We start from the raw sequence: 23,695 nt of genomic DNA, 5'->3' as shown, positions 1-23,695 counted from the left end.
TGATCATGAAAACAGAACCACGCCTTCTCATGCCGAGCATCTGCAGGCTCTCTGCCGTATGTGGTATTGCCTTGTATGGAATGTTCTCATCAGATGTTGCCCTTGCCGACCAAGGCCTTTTTGACGGCTGGGAAGTGGGCGGCTACGTACGCGCACACATTTCCATGAATCTTCAGGACCCATATCTGTCGAACCCGGCCACGAACGGCAAGCCACGCGGCGATTACAAGAACGACGTGTCGATGGCGCGCGGCTCGGCCCGACTGAACCTGTTCCGCGACTTTGGCAAATCACAGGTGAACCTTACGGTTCGCGGTGTTCGCGAGTACGAAACGAAATACCTGAGGGATCTGCAGCGGACTGCCGATGAATACGCCGCAACCGACCTTTTCAGCCATCGCTCGAGATCCAGCGTGCGGTTGATGGATGACGTCTACAACGAGCTCGATGTTCGCGAGCTCTGGTGGCAAGTGGAGGTTGCCAGCGGCAGCACACTGAAGCTCGGGAAGCAGCAGGTCGTCTGGGGCGAAACGGATTTCTTCCAGTCGATGGACGTTATTCACGGCTACGACTTCCGCTGGCGTTCGTTCCTGGAGGCCGAAAACGAAGAGCTGCGCAAGCCCTTGTGGATGCTGAACTTCAACCAGCGCGTCGATGCATGGGACGGCAGCATGCAGCTGATCTACATCCCGGGGCGGACCAATCCCGGCTACACGCGAGGGAACAATTACGACGTCGAGGGTGGCCGTTGGGCGAACACGCCGAATCGTGGCATCACGTTTGCGTCGGCACCGTTCGGTGCGGACGTGCCGTATAACTTCTCGCACCCTGGCGCGCGGCAGCGTGATGATTCCTTCGGCATGCGCTGGACCGCCACCGCCGGTGAATGGGGCTACTCGCTGGCTGCTTTCCGTGGCCCTTCTCAAGTCCCGGTCATCAACCCGAACCCGAACAGTCCACTGGGCGTACGGGACTCCGTGACGGGTCGAACCTTCCTGGGTGCCTGGAAGGGTCGGTACATGTCCGATCCAGGCTCGACGGTGGGCGAGTTGATCTTCCCGTACATCACCGTATTCGGGGGCTCGGTCAACCGTTATCTGGTGGGCATTGATGCCGTGTTTTCCGCCGAGGCGTCCTACATCCCGCACGCGACCTACAACGTTGGCGTGCTGGCCGGCGAGGCGGGTGGTTGTGCATTCTTCCCGGGCTTCTGCGGCATTGTCGATCGGCCCGTCATCAAGACGATGGTCCGGCTGGACAAGCAGGTGGACCTCACCTCGTTCCTCAAGACCAGCCGTCCGTCCTTCCTGTCGGTCCAGTTGTTCAACACGACGATAACCAAGTTCGACCGCGCCGATGAGATCGTGAATCTGGCCGGGTTCAGTGGGCGTACCAAGCGCAATTCGGCGTTGATTACCGGAATTCTCGCCATGAATTACAGCAATGACCGGATCAACCCGACCCTGGCGCTCGGCAGTGATCTTACCTATGGCGGCGGGTTCGTCATCCCCAGCGTGGAATTTGCATTCGGCAACCACTGGCGCGTCAAGGCCGAGGCGGACATTTTCTTCAACCGCCGTTCCCAGAACAGAGCACTGACGGGGTTCAATGACACCAACCTGTTCGGTTATTTCGCCGGTAACAATCAATTGGCTGTCCGGACAACCTACCAGTTCTAAAGGAGAACAGACTCATGAAAATCATCGTTTCGGCAGTCATCCTTCTTATTGCGGGAATCGCCGGCACCGCAATTGCAGCCAACCTGAAACCCGGCGACACGATACAGGCGTCAAACCTCGACGCACGGCAGACCGACACCTTCGAGGGGCACAAGGTTTCCGATCTCCTCACGGATCGGATGCAGACGTTGATCCGCAACGAGGGGCTGGTGATCACGCTTGCCGCATCGAAGCCCGTCGTGCTGGGCAAGGACTACATGGCGGCGACCAAGGCCAACGCTGGCAAAGCCAAGTACAACCCGGATACGCGGCTGGTCGAAGGTTGGGTCGCTGGCATGCCATTCCCGGATGTGACCGCAGATGATCCGCATGCTGCGGACAAGCTGATCTGGAACGGGTATTACGCTCAGCCGATCAAGAATATCCAGGACTATCCGCGCTACGCGTACCTACTCATCAGCGAGAAAAGTGGGCTCGAGCGTCGTCAGGTCTGGCGCTTCCTTCGCTACTACATGAAGGGTCGGCTTGGTACCGATACGGTCGTCGAAGGAGATGGCAGCATCCTTTCCAAGACCCTGATGTATGCCACCTATCCCAACGATATTCGTGGCCTCGGCCTGTTCGTGCAGCGTTACGACTCGCCCAAGCTCGAGGATTCATGGGCATACCTGAAGTCGGTGCGGCGCACCCGGCGCTTGTCTGGCGGTACGTGGATGGATCCGATCGGTGGTAGTGATCAACTCAACGACGATATCGAGATTTTCAACGCCCACCCGACGTGGTACGCCAGCTATCGCCTGCTCGGCAAGCGCTGGATCCTGGCGACGCCTCACTCGACGGCCGTGACGTGGGATTCCAAGGCGTCGGGCAATGCGGAATTCCCAGTGGTTGATTTGGCCGATGCACCACATTGGAACCCGAAGGATAGTTGGGAGCCGCGCGAAGTGTGGGTCATCGAGGCGATCACGCCACCTGGACATCCATACAGCAAGAAGGTGCTTTACATGGATACGCAGTTTCCGCGTTTCTACATGGCGGAGGCGTATGACCGGAAGGGCGATTTCTGGAAATGGATGTACTACGGCCTGAAGACCATTCCCACCGGCGATGGTGACGTAGGCATGATTTCCGCCACCGGTTTCACGATCGATTACCAGAGAAGGCACGCAACCATCTTCATTCTTGGTGACGACGCGCGATTGAATACGCAGGGAATTCACGCTGACGACGTGAACTTGCAGCAGCTGGAAAAAGTTGCGCGGTAAGCGCTGCCTGTTTTTCTCAATGAAACCCGAAACACGTAAATGGGGTAGTTATGACTTATCGACTGGGTGTTGACGTTGGCGGGACCTTTACCGACTTGTTGCTGGTAGAGGAGAACACGGGTGATAGTTACACCGCCAAGGTGCCCTCGACGCCGGATGACTCGTCGATCGGGGTACTCGATGGCATCGAGAAGATCTGCAAGGCTTCCGGTGTCGACCCCTCACGGGTCCGCTCGGTGATGCACGGGACCACGGTGGCGACGAATGCGATTCTCACTCGACGTGGTGCCCGAGTCGGGCTCGTCACCACCCGTGGCTACAAGCAGGTATTGCACATTGCCAGGTCATTCGTGCCTGGTGGACTGGGCGGCTGGGTCATCTTCAATAAGGGCGAGCTGCTGGCTCCGCTGGAGCTGACGATTGAAGCCGACGAGCGCGTCGACGCCCAGGGCAAGGTGGTAAAAAGCCTCGACGAGGACGGCATTCGTGTTGGCCTCGAGGGACTGCGCAAGGCTGGCGTCGAGGCACTGACCATCAGTCTGATCAATGCCTACGTGAATGGCGAAAACGAGCAACGCATCGGTCGCATTGCAGCCGAGGTGATGCCCGGGGTGCCGGTCTCGCTGTCGTCCGAGGTCGTGCCAGAGATGCAGGAGTACGAGCGCACCGAGACGACGGTCGTCAACAGTTACGTACGCCCGCAGATGGCGAAGTATGTGGAGCGCCTTCAGAACGAGTTGAAAGTGCGCTTGCGGCCGGATGTCAGGCTGTCCATTCTGCGTTCGGACGGCGGCCTGGCGACCTCCCAGTCAGCCACGCAAGCACCTGTCAACATGTTGTTGTCGGGCCCCGCCGGCGGCGTCTCGGGTGCAGTCTGGTTTTGCTCGCGAGCAGGCTACTCGCGGGTGTTGACCTGTGACGTCGGCGGGACATCCACCGACGTCGCGTTGATCGACGAAAACCATGCCAAGCTGCGCCGGGAAACCCGCGTCGGGGATATTTCGGTGCGCGCACCATCGGTTGACGTGCGCAGCATCGGTGCTGGAGGCGGATCGATTGTGTCGGTACCGGAGCTGACGGGTGCGTTGCGGGTTGGCCCTGAAAGTGCCGGCGCATCGCCGGGTCCAGCGGCCTACAACATGGGGGGTACAGAGGCCACGGTCACCGACGCAAACATCGTACTTGGCTACCTACCGGAGGTTCAGCGACTGGGCGGTGACTTTGCCCTGCGGCGCGACCTTGCCGAGGCCGCCGTGCAAAAGATCGCCGATGCGATGGGTATCTCCCTGCACGAGGCGGCCGAGGGTATCGTGCGTATCGCCAACGAGCACATGTACGGTGCGCTCAGGCTGATCAGCATCGAGCAGGGCTACGACCCGCGCGAATTCGCGCTGTGCGTCTTCGGTGGTGCGGGGCCATTGCATGGCAATGCGCTGGGCATCCTGATGAACTCGTGGCCGGTCATCGTGCCGCCGGGCCCTGGCGTGCTGTGTGCGTATGGTGATGCGACAACGCGTATCAAGGACGAGGCATCGCGATCGGTCATTCGCCGCCTGAGTGACATGAGCGTGGATGAAGTCATCGAGATTATCGATGGCCTCAGCGAGAACGTCCGGAGCTCGCTTGAGGAACAGAATGTTCCCGTGGGCCAGCAGCAGTTGAACTGGCAGGCCGACGTGCGTTACCAGGGGCAAGCCCTGCTGCTGACCCTGGAAGTCGATCCGGCGCTGTTGCGCGAGCAAGGTCTGGGTACCCTGACTGCAGCTTTCGATGCCGAGCATGAGCGTCAGTTCACGTTCGCACTCAGCGATGCGCACGAACTTGTCAATCTGCGCGCGATCGCACGCGCATCACAGTCGACCATTGCCGGCAAGAAGCTGGAACCGGACCGCGGTGATCTGAAGGCGGCCGTCGTCGGTGAACAGGTGATCTATCACGCGGGAGTGGAGTACACCGCCACGGTCTACGACCGTGGCTTGCTGCGCATTGCCCAGCGCATCGCCGGCCCCGCCATTGTCGTGGAAATCGATTCAACGACGGTGATCTTTCCGGGTTACCACGCCAGCGTCGACAACGTCGGCAATCTGTTGATTCGCCCCAACGGAGATCAGGAGAAAGTGTCGTGAGCGCACGTATCATTCAAAGTCATTCCGAACCCTTGCGCCGCGTTGAAGTGGACGCGGTTACCGTGGACATCATCGAGAACGCCCTTGCCAACGCGCGCAGCGAGATGGATACCGTACTGTTTCGCACCGCGATGAGCCCCGGCATCCGTGAACAGGGCGATGCGTTTCCGATCATTGCCGGGGCCGACGGCAAAATGCTGGTGGGTCAGTTTGGCTCGTTTATCGCGGGTCTGCTGGACGCCTATGAAGGTACGGTCGAGGATGGAGATGTATTTCTCACCAACGATCCGTACATGTGCAATGGGGCGGTCAGTCACATGCCTGACTGGTTGGTACTGCTGCCGGTCTTCAAGGATGGCCGCCTGATCAATTACGCGGCTATGTTCGGCCACATGACCGACGTGGGTGGCAAGGTGCCGGGCAGCCTGCCGACCGACTCGCGTACCGTGTGGGAGGAGGGTATCCGGATTCCACCAGTCAAGCTTTACCGTGCCGGCAACCTCAACGCCGACATGCTCGATGTGATTCTGCACAACGTGCGCGTGCCGCGCTGGAATCACTCCGATCTCAATGCGCTGGTGGCCGCCTGTCGCAGTGCCGGTCGGCGCTGCGTGGAATTGGCCGAGCGTTTTGGCGACGACGGGTTTTACAGCGCTCAGCAGATGATGCTCGAGCGCACCCACCGCGCGATGAAGGAGATCATCCAGCGGGTGATTCCGGTGCAGCAGCAGACCTTCGAGGACTACATCTGTGACGATGGCGCCGGCCACGGCCCATACACCTTGCGCTGCGCGCTCTGGCGCGAGGGTGACAAGGCGATTTTCGATTTCGAAGGCACCGATCCACAAGCACCGTCTTCAGTGAACTTCTATCTCAACGAGGAAATGTTCAAGATCTTCTTCGGCGCCTTGACGATCAGCCTCTTCGATCCGGCGATCCTGCTCAACGACGGCTTCTACGACCTCGTCGAAGTCCGGATTCCGAAGGGTTCGATTCTTCGCCCGAACTTTCCGGCGGCCGTATCGTGTCGCACTCACCTGCTCGGCCGCCTGTTCGACGTCATGGGTGGCCTGCTTGGCCAGGGTTCGCCGCAAGCCATGAACGCGGCCGGTTTCTCGGATTCGCCGCACCTCATGTATTCCGGATACGATGCCAATGGCGAGTGGTTCCAGCTGTTCCAGATCGGTTTCGGTGGTATTCCAGGTCGACCTGCCGGTGACGGACCGGATGGGCACTCGTTGTGGCCGGGCTTCACCAACGTACCGAACGAGTTCGTCGAAGCGTATTTCCCGCTGCGCATGGAAACCTACGAGACGATTGCCGATTCCGGAGGCGCCGGCCTGCATCGCGGCGGCAATGGCTTGCGGGTCGTGTATCGCCTGCTGGCCGATGGCGAGGTTTCCATCCACGACGATCGTTGGTTGACCCACCCGTGGGGCGTCAATGGTGGTGAGCCGGGCCAGCGTAGTCGCAAGGAGCTGGTGCGCACGGATGGTACCCGCCAGATTCTGCCGTCCAAGTGTGACCGCGTGCAGATCAAGGCCGGCGACTTGCTGTACTTCGATACCTGGGGCGCCGGTGGCTGGGGTGATCCGCTCGAGCGCGATCCAGCCAAGGTATTGGCGGATGTACGCAAGGGCTTGGTCACGGTGGACGGCGCGCGCCGCTATGGCGTGGTCATCGAGGCAGATGCCGTCGACGAGTCGGCTACTGTCGGTTTGCGTGCCGAGATGGGCAGGAAGCGTCCGCCGATCACTTTGTTCAATCGCGGCGGGACGATTGCCGAGTTGAAGGAGCGCTGCATGGCCGATACCGGATTGCCGGCGCCGGTTACGCCAATGTGGACCTGAGCAGAGGGGGGAGACATGGCACTTGAATCGAGAGAGTTGCGACGGGCAAAGCGCTACGCGCTGATTCTGGTCGATCTCACCATCGGTTTTACCGACCCCGTACGCAGCCGGCTGGGCAGCGAGTGCGACGAGGTCATTGAGGCCAACCAGCGCTTGTTGGAAAGTTTTCGCGCAATGGGCGCCCCTGTGTTCTACACGAGGCTCATGTATGACGATCCAGCGCAGGCGAGCGTATTCCGTGAGAAGCTGCCTGCGCTGGATGACCATGTTGCGGGATCGCCGTTGGTGGAGATCGATCCCCGCGTGCAACCGGCACCGGGCGAACTGGTGATCGTCAAGCACGGCGCCAGTGGATTCTTCGGCACCGACCTTGCTGGGCGGTTGTACGCCGCCGGCGTGGATGGCGTGGTGGTAACCGGGTTGACTACCAGCGGTTGTGTGCGCGCCACGGCATTGGACGCGCTGCAGAACAATTTGCGCGTGCTAGTCCCGCGCCAGGCGGTGGGCGATCGTGACGCGGCGGCGCACGAGGCCAACCTGCGTGACTTGCAACTCAAGTATGCGGACGTGGTGGAGCTTGATGAATGTCTGGCGCTGTTCGATTCTTAGCGTGGCGGCAGCAGTGCTGAGTGCCTGCGCTGCCGTTCCGCCACCGCGTGTCGTGGCGACGCCACCGCTGGCTGGCGGCGAGGTCTGCCATGCCTACGTGCGGACGTGGGTCAATCACTTCCGCGCCAGTGTTGCCGACTCCGGCGTGGCTGCGTCCGAACGACAATTGTTGGCAGCACGTGCGCAACTTTCGGCCCAGGCCATCGACGCAGCCGACTGCGAGCTTCCGAACTGCATGATCGTGCCGCTTTCGGGTGGGCGCCTGGACAGCTATTGCGGATATCGCCGGCTCGACCCGAGCCGGCGTGAGCTGTATCAATGGGTTCCGTATAGGTAACGCACCATGACTCCGATGACTCTCTACGACAAACTGTGGAACAGCCATCACGTGGCCGACCTGGCAGATGGTTCGAGCCTGGTTTACATCGATCTGCAACTGCTGCACGAGGTTACTTCGCCACAGGGCTTTTCCAATTTGCGCCGGGCCGGCCGTGCTCCATGGCGCCGTAGCTCCGCCATCGCGATGCCGGATCACAACGTGCCGACCGAGGGTCGGGTTCAGGGCCTGGCGGGGTTCACCGATCCACTTGCGCGACTGCAGGTGGAGACGCTCGAAAAAAACTGCGCCGAATTCACGGTGCCCATGTTCAGGCTGAATGATCCGCGTCAGGGCATCGTACACATTGTGGGACCGGAACAGGGTCTGACGCTGCCCGGCATGACCGTTGCCTGTGGCGATTCGCACACGACTACGCACGGGGCGCTGGCCACGCTCGGTTACGGCGTGGGCAGCAGCGAGGTCGAACACGTGCTGGCCACGCAGACGCTGCGCTGCCGCAAGCTCAAGAACATGGCGGTCGAGGTCAACGGGCAATTTGCTCCCGGTGCAGGAGTCAAGGATCTGGCCTTGCATGTCATCGGCCTGGTCGGCACTGGAGGCGGCAGCGGGCACGCGATGGAGTTTCGCGGGACGGCAGTTGAAGCCGCGTCGATGGAGGCACGGATGACCCTGTGCAACATGAGCGTCGAGGCCGGAGCGCGGGTCGGTCTGATCGGCTACGACGCGGTGACCGAAGCCTACGTGCGTGGGCGGTCATATGCGCCAGTTGGCGAGATGTGGGGGCGGGCAAGGGCGTATTGGGCGGGCTTGCACAGCGACCCTGGCGTGCAATACGACCGACGGGTCGTCATCGCGGCGGGTGACGTGCCGCCGTGCGTTACGTGGGGAACGTCGCCGGAAATGGTTGTCCCGATCGATGGGCGCGTCCCGTTGTTGGAGAGCGCCCGTGACGATACCCAACGCGACGGGTGGCGCCGCGCTCTCACCTACATGGGGTTGGAGGAGGGGCAGCCGATTGCCGGTACGCCAGTCGACAAGGTGTTCATCGGGTCCTGCACCAACTCGCGCATCGAGGATCTTCGGCTGGCGGCAGACCTGGCGCGGGGTCATCACGTGCATGCCCGAGTAAAGCGGGCACTCGTGGTGCCCGGCTCAGGGATGGTCAAGCTGCAGGCCGAGCGCGAGGGCCTTGATAAAGTGTTCCTTGCGTCCGGTTTTGAGTGGCGTGAACCGGGCTGCTCGATGTGTCTTGGCATGAACCCCGACCGGCTCAAACCGGGCGAACGCTGTGCCTCCACCTCCAATCGCAATTTCGAAGGGCGCCAGGGACGAGGTGGCCGCACGCACCTGATGTCGCCGGCCATGGCGGTAGCCGCGGCGATCGCGGGCGCGCTCGCTGACGTGAGGGAGCTCTGATATGCAGGCATGGACCCACCACGAGGGCGTTGTCGTTCCGATCGATCGCGCCAACATCGACACCGACGTGCTGTTGCCGAAGCAGTACCTGAAGAGCCTGGAGTCGCACGGCTTTGGCGTGTTCCTGTTCGATGACGAGCGCTACCTTGACTCCGGTGAGCTTGATACGCCGCCGGGGAGCCGACGCGAGAATCCGGATTTCGTGCTCAATCAGGCGCCATATCGCGGGGCCTCGGTGGTCTTGACACAGGCCAATTTCGGTTGTGGTTCAAGTCGGGAGCACGCGGTTTGGGCGCTGCGTGATTTCGGGGTACGCGTGATCCTTGCGCCAAGTTTCGGCGACATCTTCTTCAATAACTGTTTCAACAACGGAGTCTTGCCGATCCGCCTGGAACAATCCGTGATTGATCGACTGTTCGCGCAGTGCCTTCCGTCCCCGGGCATGACGGCGAGCATCGATGTGGCTCGCAGGGAACTGGTGTTGGGTGATACCCGGCTGGTGTTCGAGCTTGATCCAGGGCGCCAGCACAACTTGCTGCATGGGCTCGATGACATCGGCGAGACCTTGACGATGGCCGATGCGATTCGTGCCTACGAGGTGACACGTCAGCTGAACGAGCCATGGGTTTTTCGCTGACGGCATGCTAGCTTCAGATAACCGGCTGCGTTGAAGGCTTGGGGGCGTTTGCATCGGGTTGTGGATGTTGGATACGGAGGTGGCTCGTGGGATTCAGTGCTGACAATCTGAGCCGGCCGCGCGTATGCGTCATTGGCAATTCCAAGTTCACCCAAGTGATCCACAGCGTGGTGGACGAGTTTCGCGGTGTCGCGCGAATCACAGTCATCGATCGCCTGTTCAGTGATGCCGTGCGCTCGGCACAGGAGCTGGTGGAGGCGCAGCAGGTCGATGTCTTCGTCAGTGCCGGGGCGAACTCGTTCTATTTGAAGGACACCCTGTCGGTACCTGTCGTTGGCCTCAAGGTCACCTCGGCGGATCTGATCCATGCGGTCCTGACGGCGCGGCGCATTTCGCGGCGAATCCTGCTGCTGACCTACGAACGCCAGGAGAACGACCTCGACGTGCTGAAGGTGTTCGATGATATCGAAGTCCTGCACTGCACCTACACGACGGCCGAAGAGATCAAGGAAATATTCCACCGACATCGCAACGAGGGTTACGGTGTGGTCATCGGTTCGAGTTATGCCTGCGATCTTGCAGACCAGTGGAACATCAGCTCGGTACTGATTTATTCACGCACTTCCTGTCGCGCCCTGCTGCACAAGGCGATTCGCTGGGCCGGGCAACACGCTCACCAGCGCCAGCAGGAATCATTGTTGCGACTAGCCCTCGATGGCAGCTCGTGCCCCACTGTTTTCACCGCACGGGACGGCTCCGTGATGGCTTCGAACAGCGCGGCTCTGTCGCAGATTCCGCGCTTCGCCAAGCGACAGCGCCTGGAAGGCATCCTCGACAAGCAGCTACTCGACGCGCCGCGCCTGCATGCCGAGCAGACGATGCTTGGCACTCGTCCGTGCGTGGTCAGCAAGGACGTGCTGGAGCTTGCTGACGGTACCCCGATATATGCCTATCGCTTCGAGCTCAGCCAGCCTGCCGAGGTTCCCAGTGACAGTCGGCGATTGGTGTTCCGGTCGCAGTCCATGGCCGAAGTGCAGAAGCTGCTGGACGTCTACGGTGCCAGCGCCCGCATCGTCCTGTTGCATGGCGAGACCGGAACCGGCAAGGAGTTGGCAGCGCGCGCGGTGCACGCTGCCAGTGACCACGCCAGCGGCCCGTTTGTCACGGTGAATTGTTCGGCTATCCCGGTCGATTTGTTCGAGTCGGAGTTGTTTGGCTACCTGGACGGCGCGTTTACCGGCGCCAAGAGCGGTGGCCGATCCGGGCTGCTTGAGGCGGCCAATGGCGGTTCATTTTTCATGGACGAGATCAATTCGTTGTGCCTGGCACACCAAGCGAAGTTGCTGCGGGTGCTGCAGGAAATGGAGGTGATGCCAGTCGGCGGGCGCAAGGCAATACCCCTGGACGTCAAGTTCATCGTTGCCTGCAACGTCGATCTGGCAGCCGAGATGCATGCCGGCCGCTTCAGGGAAGATCTTTATTATCGGCTCAATACCTTCCGCATCCGCATGCCGCCATTGCGCGAGCACCCGGAGGACATCGTCATGCTGACCGGCTACATGGCGCGCCGCGCGGTTGCAAAATACCGTGTCAGCATCGACGTGGATGTCCTGGTGGATGGGCTCTCACCGATTTTCCGTGGTTACCACTGGCCGGGAAATGTGCGCCAGTTGGAGAACCTCATCGAGCGGCTGGTCGTGTCAGGCCAGCTTTACCAAAGCAGCCAGGCCATCGTGGATTACCTGCCGCGTCTGGCGCCGGAAATCTACACTGACAACAGCAGTGAAAGTGCAGCCCAGGGTCACCTCAAGAACGTCGAACTGGAGGAGATCACTCGGGTATTGAAGATGTTCGGGGGCAAGCGATCCGAGTCCGCCGAATATCTTGGTATCAGTCCGACCACGCTATGGCGGCGCCTGAAGCAAAATCAGATCAATTGAGGCATCGTGACCACAGAGGCCAGTCAAATGGAAGCTTCGCCAACCATCGACCGGGTCCATCACCTGGCGTTCGTGGTGGCTGATCTTAACCGGGCCGTGGCACGGTTCGAGAGGCTGCTCGGCATCAAGGTTGGTGAACGCGGGCCCGTTCCGAGCCGCGGTGCGGAAGTAGCCATTTTCAGATTGGCCAACATGAATCTCGAGGTGGTAGCACCGGTAGCCGCGGACAGTGAGCTGCACCGCCACCTGAAGGAACATGGGGAAGGCTTCTATCACATTGGCTTCGGGGTCGATGACGTCGAACGTACCTATTCGGAACTGGTAGCTCGCGGTGTCGACATGGTGAGCAGTCCGTACTCCACGTACAAGGACTGGCGCATCTCATACTTCAGAGAACCATTGCTCGGTGAGGTGCGAATGCACATCATTGATGCGGCTTCTGACTAGCCGACTGGCGTTTGTTTCGGACGTCTGGACGTCTGCGCTGCGCAAGGCCATCCGAAAGCCATTGGCGATGGACGGGCGATTCTCTCATGTCTGCCGGGCGTGGATGCGCAGGCATCGCGGGGACCCCCGTACTCATCTGAATGAGTGTGGAGATCACCACGGACATGAGGTTGTCCGTAAGCGTCCGCCCGTCACACCTTGTTGCCCGCCAGGTGGCTATGCCAATGGCAGTAACGTGTGGATATCGCGGTCCTTGGTTGTGGGTAGTCGAGTGAGGACGTCAGTGAGCCAAGCGTGGGGTTCAAGGCCGTTGGCCTTGGCGGTGGCGATCAGGCTCATGATGGCCGCGGCGCGCCGACCGGCGGTTTCGGAGCCGGCGAAGAGCCAGTTCTTGCGACCGACGGGGATGGGCCGGATGGCGTTTTTGATGGGGTTGTTGTGTGTGCCTTGTAAAGGTGTCAATGGTTCGTCGGTGCGAAACCGACCCGGCAAACTCTCGTTCCAGCCGGAAGCACAAGGGGCGGTCCAAGAGGCAACGAATGGGCTGAAGCACTTCCTGAAACGGCCTCGAAGGAGGTCAGCGCGCTACGCGGGCCGCAACGTGAGTGAACACTGAGCAGGCCTCGAAACATCGTTGTGGGAGCCGACCCGCCACAATAACGGGAAAGGCCGTCGTCGTCGGAGAAGCGAGCGAGAAACGCATCCGAGGATCCCACCGGGGTAGTGGTGGCAGCACGCGTAGTCATGATCATTGACGCAACAAGGGAAGTCCGCATCGGTGCGCGGAAGGCAACCGTGCAACGGCGGCCTCGTGAGAGGTGGAGCCGGCCGGAGCGGATGGCGGATGGGGGCGTAGTAGCGACGAAGCCGGGTAATGCCGGTGGAGCCAAGGCCCCCTGTTTCAGGGCAAATGTCGGAACGTGGCAAGAACCCGAGGATTGACGATGAGTCTAGGAACCTCGCCCGAAAAGGTTCGGACGTTGCAGACCGCATTGCAGGCGAAAGCCAAGGCAGAACCGACCGCACGTTTCCATAGTCTGTGGGACAAGGTGTGTCGCACGGACGTGCTCGACGAAGCATACCGACGGTGCCGTGCCAATCACGGTGCGCCGGGCAGCGATGGAGAGCGCTTCGAGCATATTGAAGACCACGGACGCGGGTGCTGGTTGGAAAGATTGCAGCAGGAGTTGCGCGCCAAGAGTTATCGGCCAATGCCCCTGTTGCGCGTATGGATCCCCAAGGCCAATGGAGGGGAACGGCCGCTCGGTATTCCAACGATACGGGACCGGGTAGTGCAGATGGCGGTGTTGCTGGTGATCGGCCCGATCTTCGATGAAGACCTCTCGCCTCGGCAGTTTGGTTTCCGGCCGGGGCGTGACGCGAAGATGGCGTTGCGTTGCATCCATTTTGGTATTACTCAACGTGGAGCGCGTGAAGTCGTCGATGCGGACCTGTCCGATTATTTCAACACCATTCCCCACGGCGACCTGATGCGTTGTGTCGCCCGTCGGATCGCCGACGGCACGTTGCTGGCGATGATTCGACGGTGGCTGGATGCGGCGGTGATGGAGCGTAGGCCACAGGGCGTACGCATCAGCACCGAGGCGAAAAGCCATCATCGCGGCACGCCGCAAGGCGGCATCATTTCGCCCCTTCTGGCCAACCTGTATTTCCGGCGCTTCATGCTGGCGTGGCATCGCTTCGGATACGCACAAGAACTGGGTGCCGAGGTGGTCAACTACGCAGACGACTTCGTGATCCTCTGTCCGTCAGGACGAGGCGAGCGAGCGCTGGAGGTGGTGCGCCACTTGATGACGCAACTGGGGTTGACGGTCAACGAGAAGAAGACCCGGCTGGTTCGATTGCCGGCCGAGCGCTTCGATTTTCTCGGTTACACCGTCGGCCGCTTCTTTGGCAAGGACGGGCGCCCGTACTGGGGTTCGGCTCCATCGAAGAAGGCCATCAAGAGCGTACTTCGGAAAGTCCACGACGCTACGTCGTCGCGATGGTTCAACAAGGATGTGTCCTCACGGATTGACGAACTCAATCCGCTGCTTCGAGGCTGGGCTGGCTACTTTAACCAAGGGCCGGTGTCTTCCAGTTATCGACTTGTACAGGACTACACCCGACGACGGCTACGAATCTGGTTGATGCGAAAACAAGGCCGCAAGGGAACGGGGTACCGCCAGTACTCCGACCAATGTCTTCATGAGAAATGGGGACTGATACGCCTCACGTCGCCACGCATGAACTTGTCGAACGCGAAGGTCTGATGCACTGAAAGAGAGCCGTATGCGGGAAATCTGCACGTACGGTTCGATGAGCGGGATGTGGAAACGGAGTCATGGTCCGGACAGTAAGGCACCGCCGATCGAAAGAGGCGGCAACCGATATGCCAAACCTAACGCCACCGCGCCACATCTCGACTCTACCGATCGGCCAGGCGCCGTCGTCGAGGACGCGCATAAGCGCCTCCCGGCGTCGGAGAGTGTAATGGACGGCGCGGCTCAGACCGCTGTTGCCCAGAGCCTTGGGCTGAAGGCCATCCAGCCAGTGTTTGAAGGCGTCGAGCCGGGGGGCGAGATGGCGGCGTCGCTCGCGCAGGCGGGTGGCATCGTCGAGGTCGCGCAGCTTGGCTTCAATGGCGTAAAGCTCGACGATGCGGTCGATCGCCTCCCTGGCCAGCGGGCTGCCACTGGCCTGGTGCGCATCGACGAAGTGCGCCGCGCATGCACCCAGCAGGCCAGTTCGGTGACGCCGGCGGCAAACAGCGCCTTGTAGCCGCCGTAGTTGTCCACCATCAACGCACCACGCCAGGTGTCGAGGAACGCGACGGCGTGCTTACCGGCGCGGCTGGCGCATAATCGAAGAGGACGATGGGCTGCGTACCGGTGCTGCGATAGGCGAACAGGATCGGCTGGCGCCACACCGGCGGCAGCGCTGCCAAGACCAGCGCCACGCCCAGCAGCCACATGCGGTGCGGCTTGGCCATCGGTCCGCGGAAATCCTGCGCGTGGCCCAGGGCGCCGCCCAGTACGCGGATATAGGCGGTGAGCGCGGCCAGCAGGGCGGCCAGCCAGCCGAGCCAGGGCAGCGCGATCGCGTAGCCCAGCGCCACCAGGAACAGCGAATCGGTCAGCCGGTCCGGCAGCTCGTTGTAGAGCGCGCCGGTCGCCGTACCCTTGCCGCCCTCGACGGCGACCATGCCGTCGAACAGGTTGCACAACAGCCGCAGCCCGATCGCCAGCGCGCACGGCAGCGCACCGGCTGCGCCAGGCAGGGCCAGCAGCGCCCAGGCGTCGGCCAGCGCGAACAGCACGCTGAGCACGGAGATCTGGTTGGGCGTCAGCCGGCTGCGCGCCAGCGCCGCGGCGATGCGTTGCGCCCAGCCGCTGCCGCGCACGGCGATGGGGCGTCGATTGGCGCCCTGCATGGCGTATCCCCCGTGTCCAGCGCGCATGCTAGCGCGGGTGGGCCGCCACCGGTATCGACCTCAGCCGCGCCGTTTCATGCGCGCACGCCAGAACAGGAAGCCGGTCACCAGGAAGAACGGCGGCAGCACGCCCGCGGCGGTCACCAGCGCGCGCCACGGCATGCCGCCGACGCCGCCGGAGTGCAGCGGGTAGACCGCGTTGTTCATGCGCGTGCCGGCGCCGCTGGCGGTAGCGTCGAGGTGGCCGAGCACGCTGGCGTTCCAGGGGTCGAGCCAGATCGTGCTGCGCCCGACCTGGTGCCACTCGCCGGGTGCCTGCGCGCGGATCACCAGCTGGCCGTTGCGCGCCTCCGGCAGCGTCACGCGGTGCAGCGCGGCGCCCGGCAGTGCGCGCTCGGCGGCGGCCAGCGCGGCGGTCCAGTCGATCGGCGCATCGCGCCACGCGATCGGCGCCGGGGGCGATGGCGGCGGCGCTTCGGCGAATACCGCGCCCAGCAGCCGGCCGGTGCCTTTGCCGTAGACCATCAGCGTGCCGGTGAGGCTGAGCAGCAGGATCAGCGGCAGCGCGAGCACGCCGGTACTGCGGTGCCAGCTCAGCCAGCGCCGCGTGGACGGCTGCGCGTGCGGGCGCAGGCTGGCGGCGACGTGGCGTCGGCCCGGCCACCACAGCAGCGGCCCGGACGCGAGCAGACACAGCACCAGCCAGCCGAGCATGCCCAGTAGTTCCTTGCCGGTCTCGCCGCCCAGCAGGTGGGTGTGCCATTCAAGCAGCACCTGCAGCGCGTCGCCGCGCGGCGCGCGCGTCAGCAGCAGCTCGCCGCTGGCCGGGTCGAGGTAACGGCGCGCGCCGTCGCCGAAATACAGCTGCCAAACCGGCAGGCCGGGCAGCGGCAGGTCGGTCGCGCGCAGGTCCTGTGGCTGCCATTCCGTGGCGATGCGTGCGAGCACCGCCGCGCGTTGCGCCGCGTCGGGCAGGGCGTGTCCGGTGAGCTGTGGGTAAGCCATGCGCAACCACGGCTGCTGCCAGGCGAGCAGGCTGCCGCTGAGCGCGATCAGCGCATACGCCATGCCGACGCTGAGGCCGAGCCACAGGTGCAGCCGCTGCAGCCACTGCCGCGTGCGTCCGCGCAGTCGCCAGGGCATCGGTCCGGCAGTGGCGGCGGGCCCGCTCAAGACGCTTGCTGCCAGGTGTGCGAAACCACGCGGCCGCGGCCGGCGAAGTACGGGTCGTCGTCGTCCAGCCCATGGCCGCCGCGAGTGGGCGCGCTGGTGCCGACGGTGACGTCCTGGCGCGCGCCGTCCCGTTTCGGTGCCCGCCTGGTGATGATGTTGATGAGGCCGCCGGCGGCGCCCAGGCCCTGCATCGTGTTGGAGCCCTCGACGATCTCGATCCGCTCGATCATCGCCGGGTCGATCGTGTAGGCGTCGCGCGAGCCGTTGCGCAGCGGGCTCGATTGCGGCACGCCGTCGACCATGTACGGAGGGTTGCGCCCGCGCAGGGTCTGCCCGCGCGAGCTGAGCTTCTGCGTCGAGGGGGCGAACGAGGGCAGCAGGTTGCCGATGGCGTCGGAGAGATCCGGGTTGATCGCCAGCTGCCGGCGCAGGTCCTCGGCGGTGATCACCGTGATCGTGGTCGGCATCGCGCACTGGCTCTGCGGCGTGTGCAGCGTGCTTTCGGAAACCTCGACGCGCTTGAGTTCGACAGCGCCCTTCTGGTCGGCGGCATGGGCGACGCCCGCAAGAGTGAACGCAACCGATAAGGACGAGCGGGCGCAAAACGACATGGAGACCTCCAGTTGAGGAGGCGCATATTAAATGAAAATGATTCTCAATAATAAATGCCGCCGCACCTGCTTCGCCCGGTTCAGTGCGTCGGCACGGCCCGTTGCGCCGCGACCGGATCGTGTCGGTGCTTGAACAGCGGCACGAACAGCAGCGCCATCACCAGCGAATAGCTGGCGAACGCCAGCCAGATGCCCTGCCAGTCCTTGCAGATCGCCACCGCATCGTTGCACTGGTGGTTGGTGAAGAAGTGGTCGATCACGAAGCCGGCGATCAGGCTGCCCAGCACTGCACCGACGCCGTTGGTCATCAGCATGAACAGGCCCTGCGCGCTGGCGCGGATCTTCGGGTCGGCCTGGCTCTCGACGAACAGCGAGCCGGAAATGTTGAAGAAGTCGAACGCCATGCCGTAGATGATGCACGAGAGCACGATCATCCACAGCCCGCCGGCCGGGTCGCCGAACGCGAACAGGCCGAAGCGCAGCACCCAGGCCAGCATGCTCATCGTCATCACCGCCTTGATGCCGAAGCGCTTCAGGAAGAACGGGATGGTGAGGATGAAGGCGGTTTCGGAAAACTGCGAGATCGAGATGATGATGGTGGAGTACTTCACCGCCAGCAGGTTGGCGTACTCGGGCACCTTGACGAAGTCGCTGAGGAAGGCGTCGCCATAGGCGTTGGTCAACTGCAGCGCCGCGCCCAGCAGCATGGCGAAGATAAAGAACACCGCCATGTTGCGGTTCCTGAACAGCACGAACGAGGTGAGGCCGAGCCGATCGACCAGGCTGCGCCCCTGGGCAGCGCCCAGCTTGGGCGGGCACTTGGGCAGGGTGAAGGCATACAGACCCAGCAGCAGCGAGGCGGCCGCGGCCACGTGGAACTGCGCCGGCGAAGCCTTGAAGCCGAGCAGGCTGGTGGTCCAGGTGGCGGCGATGAAACCGATCGTGCCCCACACGCGAATCGGCGGGTAGGCGGCCACCACGTCCAGGCCGTCCTGCTTGAGCGCGTTGTAGGCCACCGTGATCGCCAGCGAGATGGTGGGCATGTAGAAGCACATGTTCAGCAGCGTCACCCAGAACATCTGCTCCGGGTCGCGCACGTGCGGGATCGCGAACAGCACCACCGCGCCGGCGATCTGCAGCATGCCGTACAGGCGTTCGGCGTTGATCCACTTGTCCGCCACGATGCCGACCAGCGACGGCATGAACAGCGAGGCGATGCCCATGGTCGAGAAGATCGCGCCGAAGCTGGTGCCCGACCAGTGCTGGGTCTGGAACCACCAGGTGCCGATGGTCAGCAGCCAGGCGCCCCAGATGTAGTACTGGAAGAAATTGAGTACGGTAAGGCGGAGCTTGAGGCTCATGGACGAGGTTTCCCCTGCAAGGCCGGGGTCGACCCCGTGGCCACGATGTCGTGGCAGGGCAGGTTAGACGACGCCGGCGCCAAGCGGCAAGGTGCGATGCGGCAGCTCAATCGGTGTCGGCCAGCGCCACGGCCACGCGCTCGCGCAGCACCGGCAGCAGCTCGGCCTCGAACCACGGGTGGTGCATTACCCACGGGCGGTTGCGCGGACTCGGATGCGGCAGCGGCAGCACGCCGCGGGCCAGGTGCGTGCGCCAGTTGCGCACGGTGTCCGTGAGCGTGGCATCGCGCGCGTCACCGAGCATGCCTACCTGCGCGTACTGCCCGATGGCGAGGGTCAGCTGCACCTGGCCGAGCAACGCGAACAGGCGCGGATGCCAGATGGCCGCGCACGCCGGCCGTGGCGGCAGGTCGCCGCTTCTGCCCTTGCCCGGGTAGCAGAAATCCATCGGCACGATCGCCACGCGATCGGCGTCGTAGAACGTGGCGCGGTCGATCCGCAGCCAGTCGCGCAGGCGCTCACCGCTGACGTCGTCGAACGGAATGCCGCTCTCCTCCACCTTGCGCCCCGGTGCCTGGCTGACGATCAGCAGGCGCGAGCGCGTGGAAGCCTGCAGTACCGGCCGCCGCCCCGGCGGCTGCTGCATCGCGCAGGTATGGCCACAGCGGATCTCCGTCAGCAACGCGTCCAGGGTGTGCTGCTGCCCAAGGTTGACCGTGCTTCTCCCGTTTCCCATCTGCAACCACTCCCGCTACCGCTTTCGTGTGTCCGGTAATTCGAAATCCCGCATCCCGCCGCTCAAGGCAGCAATTTCCCCGGATTGAGGATGCCGTCCGGATCGAACGCGGCCCTGATGCCGCGCATCAGCCCCAGCGTGGCCGGCTCCAGCGCCAGCGGCATGAACTCGCGCTTGACCAGGCCGATGCCGTGTTCGCCCGACAGCGTGCCGCCCAGCGCCAGCACCAGCGCGAACAGCTCGGGCAGCGCCGCGTAGGCGCGCTCGATTTCGTCCACGTCGCGTGGCAGCAGGTTCACGTGCAGGTTGCCGTTGCCGGCGTGACCGAAGCACACCAGCGGCACCGCGTGCTTCGCCGCCAGCGCCTGGGCGCCGTCCACCAGCGCGGGCAGGCGGCTCACCGGTACCACCACGTCCTCGTTGATCTTGTGCTCGGTCACCGCGCGCTGGGCAAACGAGAGCGCCTTGCGCGCGGCCCACAGCGCGGCGTTCCCGCCGGCGTCCGCTGCCACGTCCAGCGCGATCAGGCCATCGCCGTGCGCGGCGCGCGCCACGGCGTCCTGCGCAAAGCCTACCGTCTCCGGCGTGCCATCGACCTCGATCAGGAGCAGGGCACCCGCCTCCGGCACGCCGGCGTCCGGCACGTGATCGCGTGCCAGCTTGAGCGCCAATGCATCCATGAACTCCAGCGCCGAAGGCGTCGCCGGCTGCGCCATGATGCGCGCCACCGCCTGCGCCGCCGATACGGTGTCGCGATAGGTGGCGCGCAGCGAGCGCAGCGCGGCAGGCCGGGGCGTGAGCTTCAGCGTGGCTTCGGTGATGAGCGCCAGCGTGCCTTCCGAGCCGACCAGCAGACGCGTCAGGTCATAGCCGGTGGAGTCCTTGGTGGTGTGCGTGCCGGTACGGAAAGCCACGCCGCTGCCGGCCACGCCGGCGAGGCCCAGTACGTTGTCGCGGGTGGCGCCGTACTTCACCGCGCGCGGTCCACCCGCATTGCAGGCGAGGTTGCCGCCCACTGTGCACCATGGCGCCGAACCCGGGTCCGGCGCCCAGAAGAAACCGTGTGGCGCCAGCGCCTGCTGCAGCACCTCGTTGGTGACGCCCGGCTGCACTACGGCAAGGCGATCGTCGGGAGCAATGTGCAGGATGCGGTCCATGCGGGTGAAGCTCACCACCACGCCGCCTGCCACCGGCACCGCGGCGCCGGTGGAGCTGGTGCCGCCGCCGCGGGCGGTGAGCGGTACGCGATGTTCGCGGCAGGCGCGTACCAGCACCTCCACCTGTTCGTGCGAGGTGGGGAACACCACGGCCTCGGGCAACTGCTCGTAGCGCGAGTTGTCGCGGGCGAACGCGCGTCGCTCGGCCTCGCGGGTGGCGAGCGCGTCGCCGGGAAAGATGTCGCGCAGGCGGGCGAACAGTGCATCAGGCAGGGGCATCGACAAAGCGTAATCCACTCGCGGGAAGAAGTTGCTGCGCCAGATCAGCCGAACCTGATCAGCCGGCTTCGAACGCGCCGCGCAACCATTCGCGGCGGATCGCCTCGGGTGGGCCGTCGTAGCTCACCACGTCGAAGCGGCAGTTGCGCCGCGCGTGCTGCGGGTGCGCGGCGAGCCAGTGTTGCGCGGCAAGAATCAGCTTGGCCTGCTTGGCCGCGGTGACCGAGGCGACGGCGTCGCCATGGCTGGCGCTGCGCCGGTAGCGCACCTCGACGAAGACCACGGCGTCGCCGTCGCGCATCACCAGGTCCAGCTCGCCGTGGCGGGTGGTGTAGTTGCGCGCCAGCAGTTTCAGGCCGGCGCGTTCCAGTTCGCCGCAGGCGCGCTGCTCGAAATCGTCGCCGGCGGCGCGCATCAGTTCGCGGCGGGCTGGAAGGTTCCGCTTGGCGCGGAGCCCGCCGGCGCAGGCTCGGCGCTGGCGGGCGGCGCGTTCGAGGGCGCGTCGTCCAGTTGCAGGCTGCCGCCCAGCGGGCGCGCCAGGCCATTCTGGAACTGCGCCCAGATCAGCACCCGACGTACCCGACCGAACTGGTCGGCGGCGAGCTGGCCGCTGGCGCCGGGCACGTAGCTGCCCGGGTGGGCGCGCAGCCATTCCAGGTAGGGCACCAGGTTCCATGCATCCATGCCGAACGCGAACAGCCGCGCTGCGCCGCCGCGCGCGGCCGGCAGGCGTGCGGCGATGCCGTCGTGGTTGGGCAGGCCCGGCTGGGCGTCGAACAGCCACGGCGCGTCGCAGAATTCCACCCCGTCGAGATCGCGGTTCGCGGCGACGTCGTCGCTGCCTTCGTAGACGTGCGAGGTGGCAAACACCGGCAGGTTCACCTGCGCGATGCGCAGTTGCGGCAGCAGCAGGCGCGCCTGCTCCGGTCGCATGCTGATGAAGATGCCGGTGTCGCCGACCGCGCCACTGGCGGCAGGCGCCGTGGTGGTGCCGGCTGCCGCGGGCTGGCCTGGCGCCGCCGCTGCACTGGTGCCGGCGGGAAGCTTCAGCCCGGCGATGAGGCTGGCGTAACTGGTGACGCCCGGCGGCAGGGTGACCATGCCGGCCAACTCGCCGCCGCGCGCCGCCAGCTCGGCCTTGAACGCGCCGGCGGCGCGCTGCGCGAAGTCGTCGGTGGAAACCACTGCGTAGACGCGGCGCAGGCCGCGCTCGACCATGTGGTCGGCGGCCTGGGCGCCTTCGGTCTCCGGCAGCAGGCCGAATTCGCTAGCGTCGCCGGCAGGCAACTGCTTGTCGTCGGGGTGGTTCAGCGCCAGCAGCGGCACCGGCAGCCGCGGCTGGCTGAACACCGCGGCGACCTCACCGCGGGTCAGCGGGCCGACCACCAGCCGGGCGCCGTCGCTGACCGCCTGCTGGTACGCCTTGACCGCGCCGTCGGCGGTGCCCTGGCTGTCGTAGACGCGCACCGACGGGCGCGGCGCGTGATTGCGCCCGGCGTCGAGGTAGGCGGCGAAGAAGCCTTCGCGGATGGCCGTGCTCGCCGCGGCGTAATTGCCGTCGCTGGGCAGCAGCAGCGCGACCTGGCTGGGCGCCTTGTAGCCCTCGCGCACGTTCGCGTCGGCGCCGGGCAGCAGGGTGCCGACCGGTTGCTGCAGCTCCGGCGATGGCTGCGCCACGGCGACGCCGAGCCGGCTCAGCGCTTCGTTCACCCACGGCAGCATGCGGTCGCCGCGCTGCATCGCGGCGGCGCGCTGCTTGAGCGAGTCGACACCGACCTGGCCCAGCAGGTCGAGAACCTGCTGGCGATTCTGGGAGTGGTCGTAGCCGCTCAATTGGCCGTCCATCTGCACGCGGGTACGGGCGGCGCCCCAGCGATCGCCGCTGGCGGCCATGGCGCGGGCGCGCCACTCCAGCAGGCGCAACTGCAGTGGCGCGGGCACCGTCACGTTCGGCTGGGTGGTGAGCCGCAGCGCGGTGGCGGCGTCATGCCGGTCGAGCGCGAGCTCGGCCTGCAGCAGGTCGAAGCGCAGCGGTTCGTCGCCGCTCAGGCGCTGGCGCTTGATGTCCGCCAGTACCGGGATGGCGCGGTCGAGCTGGCCTTCCTCGCGCCACGCCTCGGCGGCCAGCAGGCGGTAGCTGTCGGCGTGGCCGCGCGATTGCGCGGCGAGCGCCAGCCACGCCTGCGCGGCCTGGTCGAACTGGCCCTGGCGGGACAGCGCTTCGGCGCTCTGCGCGGCGGCGAGCTCGGTCGGCGAACGCGGCGTGTTGGCCGGCACGCAGGCGACCAGCACCAGGGCGGCCAGCAGTGCGGTCGCGGCGACGCGCGAGAGGCGCATGAAGCGCATGGGAATTCCCTTGTTCGTCATGGTCATCAATGCGCGATCATAGCGGATCGACTTGCCGGCTTACGGCGCAGGAGTTTGCAGATGTCACCAGAGCCTGTTCATGATCTCCAAGTGCCCCGCGCCGGGAACTGTTTGCGCGCTGGTCAAGGAAGAACGAAGGAGTGGATGTCCGTCCACGACCGAGTGATGACGCCGACATGCGGGCAAACAGACCCGGCCCTTCGGGTTGCCATCGAGCGGCCGCCAGGCGGCCGCTCGCAGCTTGGCCTGACAACCAGTCAGGCGCTGCG

The 23,695-nt window shown here is 64.3% G+C and carries 19 protein-coding genes and 3 pseudogenes; 11 read left to right on the top strand and 11 right to left on the bottom strand.

The window, feature by feature from the left end; translation table 11 throughout:
• Positions 1 to 5 precede the first annotated feature (5 nt).
• The 10 genes from LRK53_RS16405 (at position 6) to LRK53_RS16360 (ending at position 12,309) form a co-directional block, all read left to right on the top strand.
• Positions 6 to 1,679, top strand: a complete 1,674-nt coding sequence (locus LRK53_RS16405) for a DUF1302 family protein (RefSeq protein ID WP_027493177.1) — start codon at positions 6 to 8, stop codon at positions 1,677 to 1,679.
• A gap of 14 nt (positions 1,680 to 1,693) precedes the next feature.
• A complete protein-coding gene (locus tag LRK53_RS16400) occupies positions 1,694 to 2,944 on the top strand; it encodes a DUF1329 domain-containing protein (protein ID WP_027493176.1) in 1,251 nt (416 codons plus the stop codon).
• Positions 2,945 to 2,994: 50 nt separating this feature from the next.
• Positions 2,995 to 5,070 (top strand): hydantoinase/oxoprolinase family protein, encoded by a 2,076-nt coding sequence (locus LRK53_RS16395; RefSeq protein WP_027493175.1) that lies wholly within the window; start codon positions 2,995 to 2,997, stop codon positions 5,068 to 5,070.
• Positions 5,067 to 6,920: a hydantoinase B/oxoprolinase family protein gene (locus tag LRK53_RS16390; protein WP_027493174.1), complete on the top strand. Its 1,854-nt coding sequence runs from the start codon at positions 5,067 to 5,069 to the stop codon at positions 6,918 to 6,920. The genes LRK53_RS16395 and LRK53_RS16390 overlap by 4 nt, the downstream gene beginning before the upstream one ends.
• A gap of 15 nt (positions 6,921 to 6,935) precedes the next feature.
• Entirely contained in the window at positions 6,936 to 7,529 is a 594-nt protein-coding gene (locus LRK53_RS16385; RefSeq protein ID WP_027493173.1) for an isochorismatase family protein, read from the top strand.
• Positions 7,501 to 7,866, top strand: a complete 366-nt coding sequence (locus LRK53_RS16380) for a hypothetical protein (RefSeq protein WP_185754663.1) — start codon at positions 7,501 to 7,503, stop codon at positions 7,864 to 7,866. The genes LRK53_RS16385 and LRK53_RS16380 overlap by 29 nt, the downstream gene beginning before the upstream one ends.
• Positions 7,867 to 7,872: 6 nt before the next feature.
• A complete protein-coding gene (leuC, locus tag LRK53_RS16375) occupies positions 7,873 to 9,285 on the top strand; it encodes a 3-isopropylmalate dehydratase large subunit (RefSeq protein WP_027493172.1) in 1,413 nt (470 codons plus the stop codon).
• 1 nt (position 9,286) lies between these two features.
• Positions 9,287 to 9,922, top strand: coding sequence for a 3-isopropylmalate dehydratase small subunit (gene leuD, locus LRK53_RS16370; protein WP_027493171.1), 636 nt, complete (start codon positions 9,287 to 9,289; stop codon positions 9,920 to 9,922).
• 86 nt (positions 9,923 to 10,008) lie between these two features.
• A complete protein-coding gene (locus LRK53_RS16365; protein WP_027493170.1) occupies positions 10,009 to 11,862 on the top strand; it encodes a sigma 54-interacting transcriptional regulator in 1,854 nt (617 codons plus the stop codon).
• A 6-nt stretch (positions 11,863 to 11,868) separates the two neighbouring features.
• Entirely contained in the window at positions 11,869 to 12,309 is a 441-nt protein-coding gene (locus tag LRK53_RS16360) for a VOC family protein (RefSeq protein WP_185754662.1), read from the top strand.
• Between the two features lie 216 nt (positions 12,310 to 12,525).
• Here the strand turns inward: LRK53_RS16360 and LRK53_RS16355 are convergent.
• Positions 12,526 to 12,747, bottom strand: a pseudogene (locus LRK53_RS16355) (transposase domain-containing protein); the annotation flags it as partial.
• 506 nt (positions 12,748 to 13,253) lie between these two features.
• On the opposite strand from LRK53_RS16355, the gene ltrA reads away from it, so the two are divergent.
• On the top strand, positions 13,254 to 14,582 hold the full coding sequence (gene ltrA / locus LRK53_RS16350) for a group II intron reverse transcriptase/maturase (RefSeq protein ID WP_037089979.1): 1,329 nt from the start codon (positions 13,254 to 13,256) through the stop codon (positions 14,580 to 14,582).
• Here the strand turns inward: ltrA and LRK53_RS19270 are convergent.
• From LRK53_RS19270 to LRK53_RS16305, 10 genes and pseudogenes are all read right to left on the bottom strand, one after another.
• Complete coding sequence (locus tag LRK53_RS19270) at positions 14,542 to 14,994, bottom strand: IS66 family transposase (RefSeq protein ID WP_255324884.1); 453 nt, start codon at positions 14,992 to 14,994, stop codon at positions 14,542 to 14,544. The two genes, ltrA and LRK53_RS19270, sit on opposite strands and share 41 nt — an antisense overlap.
• A 113-nt stretch (positions 14,995 to 15,107) precedes the next feature.
• A pseudogene (locus LRK53_RS19265) lies at positions 15,108 to 15,236 on the bottom strand (hypothetical protein); the annotation flags it as partial.
• 56 nt (positions 15,237 to 15,292) lie between these two features.
• Positions 15,293 to 15,742, bottom strand: a pseudogene (locus tag LRK53_RS19330) (CDP-alcohol phosphatidyltransferase family protein); the annotation flags it as partial.
• A gap of 60 nt (positions 15,743 to 15,802) precedes the next feature.
• Entirely contained in the window at positions 15,803 to 16,885 is a 1,083-nt protein-coding gene (locus LRK53_RS16335; protein ID WP_037089976.1) for a PepSY-associated TM helix domain-containing protein, read from the bottom strand.
• Between the two features lie 26 nt (positions 16,886 to 16,911).
• On the bottom strand, positions 16,912 to 17,526 hold the full coding sequence (locus LRK53_RS16330; protein WP_027493165.1) for a TonB-dependent receptor plug domain-containing protein: 615 nt from the start codon (positions 17,524 to 17,526) through the stop codon (positions 16,912 to 16,914).
• Positions 17,527 to 17,606: 80 nt separating this feature from the next.
• Positions 17,607 to 18,887 carry a nucleoside permease gene (locus LRK53_RS16325; protein WP_027493164.1) on the bottom strand — a complete coding sequence of 427 codons (1,281 nt, stop codon included), beginning with the start codon at positions 18,885 to 18,887 and terminating at the stop codon, positions 17,607 to 17,609.
• A gap of 106 nt (positions 18,888 to 18,993) precedes the next feature.
• Positions 18,994 to 19,623, bottom strand: a complete 630-nt coding sequence (locus tag LRK53_RS16320; RefSeq protein ID WP_185754660.1) for a uracil-DNA glycosylase family protein — start codon at positions 19,621 to 19,623, stop codon at positions 18,994 to 18,996.
• Between the two features lie 62 nt (positions 19,624 to 19,685).
• The gene (locus LRK53_RS16315) at positions 19,686 to 21,059 is read right to left on the bottom strand and encodes an FAD-binding oxidoreductase (protein ID WP_027493162.1); all 1,374 of its coding nucleotides are present in this window, start codon (positions 21,057 to 21,059) and stop codon (positions 19,686 to 19,688) included.
• A 58-nt stretch (positions 21,060 to 21,117) separates the two neighbouring features.
• Positions 21,118 to 21,474, bottom strand: a complete 357-nt coding sequence (locus LRK53_RS16310) for a YraN family protein (protein WP_008433738.1) — start codon at positions 21,472 to 21,474, stop codon at positions 21,118 to 21,120.
• On the bottom strand, positions 21,474 to 23,405 hold the full coding sequence (locus tag LRK53_RS16305; protein WP_027493161.1) for a penicillin-binding protein activator: 1,932 nt from the start codon (positions 23,403 to 23,405) through the stop codon (positions 21,474 to 21,476). The genes LRK53_RS16310 and LRK53_RS16305 overlap by 1 nt, the downstream gene beginning before the upstream one ends.
• Positions 23,406 to 23,695: the final 290 nt, after the last annotated feature.

The sequence above is a fragment of the Rhodanobacter thiooxydans genome (assembly GCF_021545845.1).
Taxonomy (GTDB): Bacteria; Pseudomonadota; Gammaproteobacteria; order Xanthomonadales; family Rhodanobacteraceae; genus Rhodanobacter.
The sequence above is the reverse complement of the archived record's forward strand: the minus strand, read 5'-3'. Positions and strand labels throughout refer to the sequence as shown.